Origin of the sequence: Ectothiorhodosinus mongolicus (assembly GCF_022406875.1) — a bacterium.
In the GTDB taxonomy this organism is placed as follows: Bacteria; Pseudomonadota; Gammaproteobacteria; order Ectothiorhodospirales; family Ectothiorhodospiraceae; genus Ectothiorhodospira; species Ectothiorhodospira mongolica.
The window spans coordinates 903,519-918,007 of record NZ_CP023018.1; the positions used below are offsets into that span (position 1 = coordinate 903,519).

General features: G+C 55.4%; 13 protein-coding genes. 6 read left to right on the forward strand and 7 right to left on the reverse strand.

Annotated elements, in window-relative coordinates:
- Positions 1-44: 44 nt before the first annotated feature.
- A complete protein-coding gene (gene yihA / locus CKX93_RS04145) occupies positions 45-644 on the forward strand; it encodes a ribosome biogenesis GTP-binding protein YihA/YsxC (protein WP_076755441.1) in 600 nt (199 codons plus the stop codon).
- A 656-nt stretch (positions 645-1,300) separates the two neighbouring features.
- The gene (locus CKX93_RS04150) at positions 1,301-2,350 is read left to right on the forward strand and encodes a porin (protein ID WP_076755442.1); all 1,050 of its coding nucleotides are present in this window, start codon (positions 1,301-1,303) and stop codon (positions 2,348-2,350) included.
- A gap of 115 nt (positions 2,351-2,465) precedes the next feature.
- Here the strand turns inward: CKX93_RS04150 and CKX93_RS04155 are convergent, their stop codons facing one another.
- Complete coding sequence (locus tag CKX93_RS04155) at positions 2,466-3,257, reverse strand: UDP-2,3-diacylglucosamine diphosphatase (RefSeq protein WP_076755443.1); 792 nt, start codon at positions 3,255-3,257, stop codon at positions 2,466-2,468.
- Between the two features lie 31 nt (positions 3,258-3,288).
- On the opposite strand from CKX93_RS04155, the gene CKX93_RS04160 reads away from it, so the two are divergent.
- From CKX93_RS04160 to arsJ, 4 genes are read left to right on the forward strand one after another with little or no spacing between them, the layout of a single operon-like run.
- Complete coding sequence (locus CKX93_RS04160; protein ID WP_076755444.1) at positions 3,289-4,437, forward strand: glycosyltransferase family 4 protein; 1,149 nt, start codon at positions 3,289-3,291, stop codon at positions 4,435-4,437.
- Positions 4,434-4,958, forward strand: a complete 525-nt coding sequence (locus tag CKX93_RS04165) for a phosphatase PAP2 family protein (protein WP_200799817.1) — start codon at positions 4,434-4,436, stop codon at positions 4,956-4,958. Before CKX93_RS04160 ends, CKX93_RS04165 begins: the two co-directional genes overlap by 4 nt.
- A 13-nt stretch (positions 4,959-4,971) precedes the next feature.
- Positions 4,972-5,976: an ArsJ-associated glyceraldehyde-3-phosphate dehydrogenase gene (locus CKX93_RS04170; protein ID WP_076755445.1), complete on the forward strand. Its 1,005-nt coding sequence runs from the start codon at positions 4,972-4,974 to the stop codon at positions 5,974-5,976.
- A gap of 17 nt (positions 5,977-5,993) precedes the next feature.
- Positions 5,994-7,199, forward strand: a complete 1,206-nt coding sequence (gene arsJ, locus CKX93_RS04175; protein WP_076755446.1) for an organoarsenical effux MFS transporter ArsJ — start codon at positions 5,994-5,996, stop codon at positions 7,197-7,199.
- Positions 7,200-7,209: 10 nt separating this feature from the next.
- Here arsJ and phoU read toward each other — a convergent pair whose 3' ends face one another.
- The 6 genes from phoU to CKX93_RS04205 all read right to left on the reverse strand — a co-directional run bounded on the left by phoU (position 7,210) and on the right by CKX93_RS04205 (position 14,488).
- Positions 7,210-7,935: a phosphate signaling complex protein PhoU gene (gene phoU / locus CKX93_RS04180; protein WP_076755447.1), complete on the reverse strand. Its 726-nt coding sequence runs from the start codon at positions 7,933-7,935 to the stop codon at positions 7,210-7,212.
- 29 nt (positions 7,936-7,964) lie between these two features.
- A complete protein-coding gene (gene pstB / locus CKX93_RS04185; RefSeq protein WP_076755448.1) occupies positions 7,965-8,792 on the reverse strand; it encodes a phosphate ABC transporter ATP-binding protein PstB in 828 nt (275 codons plus the stop codon).
- A gap of 31 nt (positions 8,793-8,823) precedes the next feature.
- Complete coding sequence (gene pstA / locus CKX93_RS04190; protein ID WP_076755449.1) at positions 8,824-10,479, reverse strand: phosphate ABC transporter permease PstA; 1,656 nt, start codon at positions 10,477-10,479, stop codon at positions 8,824-8,826.
- Positions 10,480-10,503: 24 nt separating this feature from the next.
- Positions 10,504-12,798 carry an ABC transporter permease subunit gene (locus CKX93_RS04195; protein ID WP_076755450.1) on the reverse strand — a complete coding sequence of 765 codons (2,295 nt, stop codon included), beginning with the start codon at positions 12,796-12,798 and terminating at the stop codon, positions 10,504-10,506.
- Positions 12,799-12,878: 80 nt separating this feature from the next.
- Positions 12,879-13,835, reverse strand: a complete 957-nt coding sequence (locus CKX93_RS04200; protein ID WP_076755451.1) for a PstS family phosphate ABC transporter substrate-binding protein — start codon at positions 13,833-13,835, stop codon at positions 12,879-12,881.
- A 101-nt stretch (positions 13,836-13,936) separates the two neighbouring features.
- Positions 13,937-14,488, reverse strand: coding sequence for an FKBP-type peptidyl-prolyl cis-trans isomerase (locus tag CKX93_RS04205; protein WP_076755452.1), 552 nt, complete (start codon positions 14,486-14,488; stop codon positions 13,937-13,939).
- Between the last annotated feature and the right edge of the window lies 1 nt (position 14,489).

Below are 14,489 nucleotides of genomic sequence, written 5' to 3' on the forward strand. Positions count from 1 at the left end.
TAACGTATACCACACAAACCTTTAAGCCGCAAAAGCAAATCCTTATGAATTCCTACTACAATCAAGCCAACTTCCTACTCAGCGCATCACGCCTTTCCGGACTGCCTGAGGACTCTGGATATGAGGTAGCTTTTGCCGGCCGCTCCAATGCAGGCAAATCCAGCGCCATTAATACCTTGTGCCGCCGGCGCGGACTTGCCCGTGCCAGTAAGACACCGGGACGCACGCAATTGATCAATTTTTTTTCGCTAGACGAGGAGCGACGCTTGGTCGACCTCCCGGGCTATGGCTACGCCAAGGTGCCTGAGGAAATCCGTCGCAAGTGGGGCAAACTCATGCGCGACTATTTGGGCAAGCGTGAGTGCCTCAAAGGATTGGTGCTGATCATGGACATTCGCCACCCGCTCACCGAGGGTGACTGGCAGATGCTGCACTGGGCCCAAGAGCACGCACTCGCCATTCACATACTCTTGACCAAGGCCGATAAGCTCAAACGCGGCCCGGCACTTACCACCGCCCATCAAGTGGCTGCTGCCCTCGGCGATGCCGATATCGAAGCCACCGTACAACCCTTTTCCTCTCTCAAGGCCGAGGGCATCGAAGATCTGCACAGCATCTTAGACGCCTGGCTCGGCTGGACTTAACAAATGGGGTACGACCCCAAATGGGGTCGTACCCCATTTGTTAAAGTTCTGGCGAAAAAAAGCCCCGGGGCCATCGGGGGAAGGCCGTATCCGGGGCAGAGCTTGGCCCGACTTGAGGGGTAACGGGCCAACCCGCTCAGGGAGGTTAGCGGGGAGCGCCGGGCTACAGCGCTCGAGTACATTGGAACATGAAATGACTGAAAAGTGTAGTAATTTACTCAGGTATTATGGGGTTACTCCACAGAAAACAATGGAGTCGTACCCCAGTGTAAAAAAAGCCCCGGCCAAAAGACCGGGGCAATCTTGGGCTCGACTTGGGGAGTCAGAGCAACCCGCTCAGGGGGTAAGCGGGCAGCGCTCAGGGGAGAGCGCTTACCCGTTATGACTCTAGTGCAAAAACAAAGTTCCCTCAAAAATCACATTGTGGTGTAGGCCACACTATGCCCATAAGTCGTATTCGCGAAGTGCTCCAAGCTTTCCTGCTTGTGGGCCATCGACTTAAAACTGCAACGCGCATGCCCAAGAACTTAAACAGGATGTTCATAGGCCTTTCAAGAAACTTCCATCGGCATTAAACATTCGCGCGTCAAGCTGCGCCCTGGGTTGCAGGACATGTCGTCCTGTTGATTTCACTTGACCTTGGGGAGCACCCTGTAATGAAACGTAAACTACTGCTTGCAGCAATGATCTCTGCGGGTATGGCCATGCCGGCCATGGCCGACACCACACTTTATGGCCGCGCCAATCTGTCGGTTGATTACTTGGACGACGGCAAAGACTATTCGGAAGTCAACGTCTCGAGTAACTCCAGCCGCTTGGGCTTCAAAGGCGAGCGCGACTTTGGTGTCGTTACCGGCATTTTCCAGATCGAAGGCGAAATTTTATTTGACACGGGCAGTGACAACACGGACATCTCTAGCCGCGATACTTTTGCAGGCATTAAAGGTGACTGGGGCATGCTGCGTATTGGCAAGTTCGACACGCCCTTCAAGAGGGCTCGCGGTCCTGCCAATTTCTTTGGTGACATCGTTGGTGACATGCGCAACTTAGCTCGGACCACCGACTTTGGCCGCTTCGATGAGCGCTTTAAGAACAGCATTCATTATCGCAGCCCCTCGATGAGCGGTTTGGTGCTTGATTTGCAGTACTCCCCAGAAACCAGTGACGCCGATACTAGTGATGGAAACAAGCGTTCGGCCGTCAGCACGTCTCTAAGCTATAGCAGCGGCCCCTTCCGCGCAGCCCTGGCTTTCGAGCAGCAGGGTATCACCGCTACTAGTATGGATGACTTCACAGCTGATGCCATCCGTCTTGCTGCCTCCTATCGAGTTAGTAGCGATCTCACTTTGGGTGGCTTCTATCAGCAATCAGAGCGCACTCGTGACGTCACTACCGCCACCAAAGGTGATAAGGCCGATGTCTATGGTTTTGGTGGTCAATACCGCTTGAGCCCAGCGTGGTTCTTGAATGCACACTACTTCACGCTGAAAGCCGACAACTTAAACGATAAAGATGCGGATCTTTATGCGGTTGGCGTTGAGTATCGCGTCGACCGCAATCTGCGCTTCTACGGTGTTTACGCTGCCACCAGCAATGACGGCGGCTCGAGCCTGACTTCATGGTCTGCTGCCCGCAGCGCCACACCCTCCGGCGCTGCTGGTCAGACTGCAAGTGCTCTATCAGCTGGAATGCGTTTGGACTTCTAAGGACTTGCTCCCCGGGCAGGGATGCCCATGTCCTCCTCTGCGCCGCTCACTCGGCGAGCTTCGGCCCGACACTGTCGGGCCTTTTTTTCATCGGCTCATCACATTGAGCATTCTCTCAAGCAGCCTGTTCAAAAACGGGCGTCAACACTTTCTTGGGTGCCTCAAGACGCACGCTTGGCCAATGCAGCAACTCCAGATTGCCATCCATATCCTCGGTAATGGCGGTGCAGTGCTCCACCCAGTCGCCGCAATTGGCATAGAGTAAATGTTCGTGCTGGCTGAGCGCCGCCTTGTGGATGTGGCCGCAAACAAAACCGTCATAGTCCTCCGCTAAAGCCCTGCCCACTGCCGCCTGCTCAAACCGAGCCACATACTCGCGGGCCATGCCCACGCGTCCTTTGATGTGTGCGGACAATGACCAGTAGGGATAACCCAACTTAGCACGCACGGCATTTAATGGCCGATTCAGGCGCAACAATATCTTGTAAGCGCTGTCACCCAATAATCTCGCCAAGCGATTGTGGGTGACCATGCCGTCGAACTCATCGCCATGGCTGACCAACAGGCGCCGCCCACTGAGCGTGGTGTGTTCGGCTCTCTGTTGAATATGTATGCCGTGGAACACGCTGCCGATCAGATCACGCACGGCTTCGTCGTGATTGCCCGGAATATAGATGACCCGAGTTCCCTTGCGCGCTTTGTGCAAGATCGTCTGGATGACGGCGCTGTGCTCACCTTTCCAATGCACGCTGCGACGCATCGACCATAAATCAAAAATATCCCCCACGAGGTAGAGATAGTCGGACTCGGTGTGGCGCAAAAACTCGAGAAGGTAATCTGCTCGACAGGCAGCAGAGCCCAGGTGGAAGTCGGAAATAAAGATACTGCGGCGGTCTAGGGTTTGCATCACACAACCCTCATCTGATGGGCTTGTCGCTATGGTGACTGAGACCTACCCCCCGGAGATCAACGGGGTCGCCAAGACTTTGCAGCAGATGGTGGTCGGCATGCTCGATCGCGGTCATGCAGTGCAGCTGATTCGCCCCGGTCAGGGCGCCGATGACCACGGTAACCGAACGCATGCCTTTGACGCCGAAGAAATCATTGTTCCCGGCGCGCCGCTACCGGGCTACAACGGCCTGCGCTTCGGGCTTTGGTGCAAGCGCCGCCTGCTTCGCCATTGGTCGGCGATTAGGCCGAACATTATTTATGTAGCGACCGAGGGACTCCTCGGCCATTCCGCTATGGCTGCCGCCCGCGACTTGGATATTCCGGTGATCACCGGGTTTCATACGCAGTTTGATCACTACAGCCGACATTACCACCTAGGGCTTTTAGAGCCGGCGATACGCCGCGTGCTGCGACGCTTTCACAATCGCGCGGAATGCACACTCGTGCCAACGCAAGACCTGCGCAAGAAACTTGAGCATCAGGGCTTTGGCAAGTGCCGAGTGATGTCCCGCGGTGTGGACATCCGCTTGTTTAGCCCGGAGCGTCGCGACCCTGCTTTGCGCGCCGAGTGGGGCCTCGGTGATCAAGACATCGCTTTGATTCATGTGGGTCGGCTTGCGCCTGAGAAAAATCTCCCGCTGGTGATCAAAGCGTTTGAAGCTTTCCGTCAGAAATTACCCAATACACGCTGCGTTTTGGTGGGCGATGGTCCGGACCGGGAAAAGCTGCAGCGCGAATATCCTGATGTGGTGTTCGCCGGCATGCGCACCGGCGAGGATCTGGCTAGGCATTACGCCAGCGGCGATTTATTCCTGTTTCCCTCGGTCACCGACACTTTTGGGAATGTGGTGTTAGAGGCGATGGCCTCCAGCTTGCCCGTGCTTGCCTTCGACTATGCCGCGCCCAGAGAGCATATTCGCTCGGGAATCAGCGGGTTTTTAGCACCCTATGGTGATGCGGCGGCATTTTGCCGAGCCGCGGCCAATCTGGCTGCGCGGGCAGAAATGATCCCCGCTATGGGACGATCGGCCCGCGGCATTGCCGAGGGCTTGGATTGGTCAAATGAGTACGACCGACTTGAAGCCCTGTTTCTCTCTTACGTGAGACGTCCTCTGGGTCGCGAGGTAGCCGCATGAGCTTGATGCAGCGATTGGATGCCGCGGAGTTAGGCCTGTGTCTGAGATTTAATCGGGCCTCGCAGCGATGGTTGATCGCACACTCTTTCGCTTTGATCAGCCGCTTGGGTAATGGGCTTTTTTGGTATGTCTTGATGCTGGCTATACCGTTGGTGTTTGGCTGGCAGGCCAGTTTGGTCAGTTTGCACATGGGCTTAGTGGGTTTGCTGTGTTTGCCGGTGTACCGCATTCTAAAAGCGGGCACCTCGCGCACGCGCCCTTGTCACGCACACGGCGGCATCATCCAATCGGTACCCCCATTGGATCAGTTCAGTTTTCCCTCGGGCCACACCATGCATGCCGTGGCCTTCACGATTATCCTGCTGGCTTATCTGCCGGCCTGGGGTTTCTGGGTTCTGCCGTTCACTCTGCTGGTGGCCCTGTCTCGATTAATATTGGGCCTGCATTACCCCAGCGATGTGCTGGCTGGCGCCGCCATTGGTGCGGGCATTGCACTGGTCAGTCTGTGGGTCATTCTGTAGAGTCGCTGGAATCATGACGAAGATACGAGTCGGTATTAATGGGTTCGGCCGCATGGGCCGCCTGCTGCTGCGCGCTGGCTGGGATAGCCCATCGGTGCAATTCGTGCGCATCAATGAGATCGCCATGAATCCCTATGGCGCGGCGCATCTACTGCAGTTCGATACCGTACATGGTCAGTGGCCGCTTGAGTGCATTGGCAGCAGCCAAAGACTTTACGTGAATGGTCATGGTCTGGAATACAGTCAGCATACCCAGCCAGCCGGTGCGACTTGGAGCGATTGCGATATCGTGATTGAAGCTACAGGCATCCACCATAAACGCCCGGGACTGTTGAATACTTATTTTGGGCAGGGCGTGAAAAAAGTCCTGGTAGCCGCGCCAACCGAGGGTGCGCTGAATTTGGTTTATGGTGTGAACCATAATACCTACGACGCTGCTCAGCATCGCTTGGTCACTGCTGCCTCCTGCACCACCAATTGCCTAGCACCGCTGGTGCAGGTGATGCATGAACGCATCGGCATCCGCCATGGCACCATGACCACCCTGCATGCACTAACCAATACCCAAGAGGTATTGGATCATGGGCATAAAGATTTGCGCCGCGCTCGCGCCTCAGGCGAATCCTTGATCCCCACGACCACAGGCTCGGCCAAAGCCATCACGCAAATCTTCCCGGAGCTCAAAGGGCGCTTGAATGGCCTGGCCGTGCGCGTACCACTACTGGGTGCTTCATTGACCGATTTTGTGTTTGAAGCGCAAAAGCCGGTGACGGTTGAAGAGGTCAATACCGCCTTTCGCGAAGCCGCCCAAGGCCGATTAGAGGGGATTTTGGGTTACGAGGAACGCCCCTTAGTGTCGATTGACTATCGCCACGACCCCCGCTCGAGCATTGTCGATGCATTATCCACCATGGTTATTAATGATACTCAGGTCAAAGTGCTGGCTTGGTATGACAACGAGTGGGGCTATGTAAACCGAATGTTGGACATTCTGCATCTGCTCGCACGTGAGCTTTGAGCGCCTATACTGGTCTGATGCAAGACGCGCTTAAGCAGTACTTCACCATCACCGGAAATTACTGGGCATTCACGCTGACGGATGGCGCCATCCGTATGCTGGTGGTTTTGCATTTTTATGCCTTGGGCTACAGCCCGTTTGAGATTGCCCTGCTGTTTCTCTTCTATGAGTTCTTCGGCATCGTCACCAATTTAGGTGGCGGCTGGATGGCGGCGCGGCTGGGCCTTAATCTCACCATGCAAGTGGGAACGGCCCTGCAAATTTTCGCGCTGTTGATGTTGACAGTACCCGATGCTTGGCTGGGCGTCGTGTATGTGATGATCGCCCAAGCGCTCTCGGGCATTGCCAAAGACCTCAATAAGATGAGCGCCAAAGCGGGCGTCAAGCTGGTCTCCGGCAATACCGATGAACGCCTGTTTCGCTGGGTGGCTTGGATTACCGGTTCTAAAAATGCCCTCAAAGGCGTGGGATTTTTCCTTGGCGCTCTACTGTTAGCCACACTTGGCTTTCGCGGTGCGCTATTGGCGCTAGCTGGCTTGCTGAGCGTGTCACTGCTGGTCACCTTGGGGCTGCCGCGCGGCATGGGCGCAGTCAAAACCAAACCGGCTTTTGCCAGTATCTTCGCCCGCGAACCGGCAATTAACTGGCTTTCAGCGGCTAGGGTATTTTTATTCGGTGCTCGCGACGTCTGGTTTGTGGTGGCCTTGCCCGTATTCTTGGTTTCGATTGGCTGGGGCTTCGAAGCGGTCGGCGCTTATCTGGCGTTGTGGGTGATTGGTTATGGCATGGTGCAGGCCTTAGCACCGCAACTATTAAAGGCTCGGGAACGTCAATTGGGTGCTGCCAGCGTCGCCTTTTGGACCACGCTATTAACCGGTATCCCATTATTAATATGGGCGGGGCTTTTTTATGCGCTCAACCCCTCGGTGGTTTTGGTGGGGGGACTGGCGCTGTTTGGCGTGGTGTTTGCCATGAACTCAGCGCTGCATTCGTATCTGATTTTAAAATATTCAGACTTTGACAAGGCCGCCATGGATGTCGGCTTTTACTATGCCGCCAATGCCGGCGGCCGCTTAGTCGGCACCGTTTTATCGGGGTTTGCGTACCAACAGATCGGTATCGAGGGCTGTTTGTTGATCAGCGCGGGCTTTGTGGCCATAGCTGCTGTCATCACCTGGTTGTTGGCGCGACGAGAGGCCTCGTCGCACCAACAACCGGCTTAGATCACCTTAACTACTCGCGGCCATCACCCGTGGCCTCAATGGCCATCTGTTCAAAACTGGTGTGGCGAACGTCTTTGCCTTTGACGAAGTAGATCACGTACTCGCAGATGTTGCCGGCACGATCACCAATGCGTTCTAGGGCGCGCGTCGCCCAGACCAGATCCATTACCCGCGGAATAGAATCCGGGTCTTCGCGCATCAAAGCCATCAACTGGCGAATGATTTCCTCATAGAGGCTATCGATCTGAATATCCATTTTTACGGCGCGCACCGCTTGATCAGCGTCCATGCGAACAAAGGAGTCCAGCGCGTTGTGGATCATCTGTTGTACGTGCCCCCCCATGGCCTTAAACTCTTCCATGGGTGCTACTTCCCGATCTTTCTCCAGTACATGCAGCGCCATGCGGCCAATACGCTCGGCCTCATCGCCCATGCGCTCAAGGTCGGCAATGGCTTTGATCACCGCCATAACTAAGCGTAAATCGGAAGCAGTTGGCTGACGGCGTGCCAGAATCTGAGTGCAGGTCTCATCCAGAGCCACTTCCATAGCGTTAATCTTGTAATCACTGGTGATCACGGTCTCGGCCTTTTCGACATTGCCCGTCACCATGGCCTCAACCGCATCGATAGTCTGCTGTTCAACTAGGCCACCCATGGCCATGATGCGTTTGATAATCCCCTCCAGCTCGGCATTGAATTGCTGGGAGATGTGCTGCTTGAAAAAATCGCTGTCCATGGTCTATGTCCTAGGGTCTGGGTAACAAATCAGCCAAAGCGGCCGGTAATGTAGTCTTCGGTCTCTTTCTTGGTTGGCGTCGTAAAGAGCTTACTGGTGCTGCCATATTCGACCAGTTCGCCAAGGTACATATAGGCGGTGTAGTCCGAGACACGTGCGGCCTGTTGCATATTGTGGGTGACGATAACGATGGTGTATTGGTCCTTGAGCTCGACCATCAGCTCTTCGATCTTCAGGGTAGAGAGCGGATCCAAAGCCGAGCAGGGCTCATCCAGCAGCAAGACCTCTGGCTCAATGGCAATGGCGCGGCCAATCACCAGACGCTGCTGCTGTCCACCCGACAAACCAAACGCATTGCTCTGCAGGCGATCTTTAACTTCATCCCACAGGGCCACGGATTTAAGCGAACGTTCAACCACCTCATCCAAGACGCGTTTGTCGCGAACCCCTTGGAGGCGAAGACCATAAGCAATATTTTCATAGATCGACTTAGGGAAGGGATTGGGTTTTTGAAACACCATACCGACCCGGCGACGCAGTTCCGCGGTGTCCGTGCCCTTGGCATAGATGTCATCACCGTGCATACGAATAGCCCCCTCAATACGACAGCCATCGACCAAGTCATTCATGCGGTTAAAACAGCGCAGCAAGGTCGACTTACCGCAGCCGGAGGGACCGATGAATGCGGTCACGCACTTCGAGGGGATACTCATGTTGACGCCATGTAGGGCCTGGGTGTTGCCGTAAAATAACTTCAAGTCCTCAACCGTTAAGGCGATGTCCTCCTGACTCAAGGAGCGACTGGCGCCGCCTTGTCCGGCGAACAGGCTCGGGTCAAATCCAGTTTCTGGGCTCATAATAAATCTCCAATAATCATTAGGCTAAGCATCAGTCGCTCTCGGCGCGGTACTTCTCGCGCAGGTGGTTTCGAATCGTAATGGCGGACAGATTGAGCACAACAATCAACAGCACCAGGATCAGCGCCGTGGCATAAACCAGCTGCTCAGCTGCCTCAGCATGGGGACTTTGGAAGCCCACATCATAAATATGAAAACCCAAGTGCATGATCTTTCGCTCGAGGTGCACAAAGGGGAAATTGCCATCGATCGGCAGGGTGGGGGCGAGCTTTACCACACCCACCAGCATCAGCGGCGCCACCTCGCCAGCCGCGCGCGCAATCGCCAAAATCAAGCCGGTCATCATCGCTGGCGTCGCCAGAGGCACCACCACCTTCCACAAGGTCTCACTCTTGGTAGCGCCCAGGGCCAAGGAACCTTGACGAATGGTGGAAGGAATGCGCGCCAGACCCTCCTCGGTAGAGACAATCACGACAGGCAGAGTTAACAGCGCCAGCGTCAGCGATGCCCAAAACAAGCCAGGGGTACCAAAAGTAGGCGCTGGCAATGCCTCCGGATAGAAGGCTTGGTCCACCTGACCGCCCACGAAGTAGACGAAAAATCCCAGACCAAATACCCCGAACACAATCGAGGGCACGCCCGCTAAGTTATAGACGGAAATGCGAATGGTCTTAAGCAGCGCCCCCTGCTTGGCATACTCCCGCAGATAAATCGCAGCCAGGACACCAAACGGGGTCACGATGATGGACATCACCAACACCATCACCACAGTGCCAAAGATCGCTGGGAAAATGCCGCCTTCGGTATTGGCTTCCCGTGGATAGCCAAAAATAAATCCGAAAAAGTCGTTGACGTAGAAGCCGACCTTCGAAGGAATAGACATATTATTGGGCTGCCACGCTTTAACAATATCCGCTAGACGAATCGTCACCTCGCGACCGTCCGCAACTTGCAAGACAAGGCTGTCACGCGCCGCATCGGCGTATAGCTGATTCAGCTGTCTTTCCAGAATCGCATACTCGGCATCTAAGGACTGGCGGCGCTGAATGAGTTCTTCACGCACCTCGGCCGTTAACTGCTCGCGCAGTTCCGCACGCCGCTGATCCAAACGCACCCGCTCTAGGGCGAAATTAATGCGTCCGATCGCGCCCCGCTCAATAGAGCGGATCTCATCGAAAAGGGCATTACTGCGCGAAAGCCGCGCTTGAAACTCTGGCCAAAGCGCATCACCCTCGGCCACAACACGCCCCTCCTCCAACAAACGCAGCGGACGACCATAGAAATCGCCCCATTCGCGCCGCTCTAGCACCGCCATCTCCCGGGGGTACTGCCAGGGCGTCATGAAATCGTCAACGAAGTAACCAAAGTCTTTACCGGTCACATCGCGATTTCCCTGTTTGATGAGATGACGAGTCACCAATACCTGCTCTAGCGGAATATCTACCCCAGCATCGCGCATGGCCTGACCGGTGAGCGTTTCAGAGCGGCGCAATTCACCGATCACCGTTTCGATCTCACCGGTGCGTGGGTCCTGATACTCTGCCTCCAGCACGGCATGAGGCCAAAAGCTACCGAAGCCACGCACCAGAATCAGCAACAACAGGCCAAAGACCATGATCATGCTGATGGTGACAGCGCCACCTGTGAGCCAGATCCAGGGCGTTCCGCCTTTCCACCAGGTCTTCATCAGATCATCCTCAACTTAAAACCGTTACAGGGACGCATAGCGCTTGCGCAGCCGCTGGCGCACAATTTCCGCCAGTGTGTTCAGTAAGAAGGTGAACACCAGCAGCACCAGCGCTGAGAGGAACAAGACTCGGAAGTGGGTTGATCCCACGGCGGTCTCGGGCAACTCCACGGCGATATTGGCCGCCAGAGTGCGCATCCCTTCAAAGAGATTGAAATTCACCACTGGACTGTTGCCCGAGGCCATCAGAACGATCATGGTCTCGCCAACCGCCCGACCAAAGCCGATCATGATGGCCGAGAATATTCCCGGGCTGGCGGTCAACAGCACCACACCCACGACGGTCTGCCAGGGCGTCGCACCGAGCGCCAATGAGCCTTGGGTCAGATGTCTGGGCACGCTGAATACCGCGTCCTCAGCGATGGAAAAGATCGTTGGGATCACGGCAAAGCCCATGGCCATTCCAACGATCAAAGCATTGCGCTGGTCATAAGGAATACCCACATCGGAAAACCACTGACGCATCGACCCGTCGAAAAAGGCGATCTCGATCCAGGGGCTACTACTGACCACCAACCAGCCAGTGCCAATCACCACCGGAATCAGCAGGGCAGCCTCCCAACCCGGGGGGACGGCATTGCGAATACGTTCGGGGAAACGGCTCCAAGCAATGGCGGCCAACAAAATAAACAGCGGGAAGAATAGGGCACCGGTAACCAAAATCGGCAGGTTGTTTTCCACATAGGGCGCCAACCAAATCCCCGCTAAGAAGCCCAAAATAACGGTTGGCAAGGCCTCCATCAGCTCAATAGAGGGCTTTACCAAGCGACGAATTTTTGGTGACATGAAATAGGCGGTGTAGATCGCCCCCATAATCGCTAGCGGGGTCGCTAGCAGCATCGCAAATAACGCTGCTTTCAGCGTCCCAACGGACAAAGGCACGATGCTGTACTTGGCCTCAAAAGCATCGTCTGCAGATGAGGACTGCCAGATGAATTCCGGCTCGCTGCGACCTTCATACCAGACCTTGCCCCATAGGCCACTCAAGGTGGTTTGTGGGTGTGGATTATCAATCTTGAGAACACCAATGCCGGTATCGTTCTCAGTGAGCACCAAAGCCAAGGAGTTGTTGGGGCCAATGGCGAGCTGGCTAATGGCATTTTCAGACACGGGCTTCATGGCCAAAGTAACATGAGAGGTGGCGTAGTGCAGTCCCACGGTGCCGCTGTCATCACCGACCAAGAAGCCTTTGCGCAGATACTCGGGCTCGATCACCATCACCGCGCCAGGATGGCTACTGAATTCGCGAATCATGCGGAGGCGTGAAATCCCCGCGTCCTCATCGCGCACCAAAAACCACTGGCGCAAGCTGCCATCAGAGCCGCCGACGATCAATGAGCGGGTGCCGACCAGAAATTCTGCGGCCGTGACTCGCGCATCAACGCCCACGAGATCGACTTCTTCGACCAAATGTGGATTGCCGCGATCAGAAATGTCAAAAGACATCAGCCAACCCCGATCGTCGATCAGGAATAGATTGCGCAAGGTTTCGTTTAGGAGCATCTGGCGAATTGGCGTGCCGATGTTGGGCAAATTAAAATCCTGCCGGCTGACCGTCATTTGCCCTGTCATCAAATTGGTGCGCGAAGAAAACATCGCCATGGCAATATCGCCTTCTTCAGAGGCGCCAGCGACGATAAACCCGCCGCGACCTTCAATGATTTCTAGGGCTGAAAAATTGCTGATGGGGCGCGATCCCAGAATGATGGGGCTATCTCCCAGCGGGAACTCCAGCTCCGGCACAATCACGCGCTGACCGGTGGAGAAGTCCTGAGCGTAAACCACGCGCAGTGGCAGGACGCTACCGTCGGAAAAGCCATAAACGAATAGGCTGCGGCGGTTCTCTGCGCGGCCAAACCGAGTAATACTGGCATTGTCGGGAATTGGCACCTGCAGGCGCGACAAGGGCGCGCCGCTGCGTGCATCAAAAAAATGAATTTGGCCATTCTCCGCAAATTGCGCACCGATGCGCTCGAAACGATCCAAGGTGTAATGAAAAGCAGGCGCTTGCGAGAGATGCGCCGGCAAACTGTATTCGGTTTCCGGTGTGACACTAACCGGCTTTAATAAAGGGAATGTTTCATAGAACAAGTAAACAAAAATCAGACCCAGGGCGATAATCACGCCAATGCCCCCAGAGCCCACTCCAAACAGAGAGAAGCGATCCCGAAACGCGCGTTTCTTGCGCAGTTTCAAACGCTTTTCCTCATCGGGCAGCAAGGAGCGTCGAGAATCGGCAGTTGCTTGTGATGCAGCCATGGTTAGATTCCTGATTCAGGCAATGGACTCGCCTAAAAAGGCCCTGACACTCTTGTGCCAGGGCCCCTTGGCGGACAGACTTAGTTCAGGTTGAACTCTCTGCGGAAACGCTCAGCGGCGGCCGCATCCAGAGTGACGTAGCCGTCACGATGCACCACACCCTGACCCTCCTTAGAGAGCACCAGACGGAAGAATTCCTTTTCCAAAGGATTCCAGCCATTGGTGGGGTGTTGATTGGCAGCAACGTACAAGAAGCGGGCCAAAGGATAGTCGCCAGTCGCAGCATTAGCGCCGCTGGCTTCAAAACCGTTCAGCGGCACCACGCGCACGCCAGAGGTGCTGTAACCGATACCCGAGTAGCCAACACCGCCTAAGGTCTGCTCAACGCCACGGACCACCGCGGAGGAACCGGGCTGTTCGTTAACCGTATCTTTAAAGTCACCGCCACATAAGGCGACTTCGCGGAAGAAGCCATAGGTACCAGACACGGCGTTACGGCCATAGATGGTGATATCGCGATTCGCCCAAGAGCCTGTCATGCCGGCATCGCCCCAAGTACGTATATCACTGCTGTGACCGCAGGCGCGGGTAGCAGAGAAAATGGCGTCTACTTGCGGCATGCTTAGATCGGCGATCGGATTATCCTTGTTGACAAACACCGCGATCATGTCGATGGCGACTGGCACCAAAGTCGGCGCATAACCATAACGATCTTCAAAACCACGCTGTTCAGAGTCACGCATCGGACGGCTCATGGGGCCGAAGTTGGAGGTCCCTTCAATCAACGCCGGGGGCGCTGTGGAGGTGCCAGCCCCCTGAATCTGGATATTCACATTGGGATAGAAGCTAGCAAACTCTTCGGCCCAAAGGGTCATCAGGTTGTTCAGCGTGTCAGAACCTACAGAGCTCAGGTTGCCGGAAATACCGGAAACGCGCTGGTAATCAGGTAAGTTGGGATCGACATCAGCCATGGCAACGGGTGCCGCCATGGTGAAGGCCATTGCCAAGCCTAGAGTGGTACGACGTAAGTTGTTCATTCAGTCTTCCTCTTATTGAGACATGTGCCAAAGACAAGCAAGGCGATTGTCCCGACGGCGGAAGACAAGAATATGTCTGCTATGTAACAGTTTTATGACAGTCAGCGAAGCCCCGGAACCGGCACTTCCCAAGCCTGCGGTTCATGCTGTGTGGGCGGCTCCAGTATGGCGATTAAATGCACCTCAAATATCAATGTTTCATCCGGCCCGATAGGACCAGAGCCGCCTCGCCCGTAACCCTGTTCGGGTGGAACAACCAGCCGCAGGGTGGTTCCGGCAGGGACCAGGGATAGAGTCTCGCGCCAAGCAGGAATGGCTTGATTCAGACGCAGACTGGCCGGTGTACCCCGACGAATAGAATTATCGAATTGCCGGCCATCGATGTGCCAGGCCTGATAGTGCACCTCAATCCAGTCATCAAGCTCAGGCTCGGGGCCATCCCCCAAAGCCAGGACTTCCACCTGAACGCCGCTCTCGAGAACTGCCACGCCCGGACGCAGAGCATTCATACGGCGATAATGCTCTCCTTCTTCGTTATTTAGGGCAGCCAAAAGAAGGCGATTCTCACTGTGTTCTGCGCCCGGACCAAACCACTGCATGCCGATAAAAATGGCGACCAACAAAGCCAAGCTCAAAATAATGGCGCGCAGCATG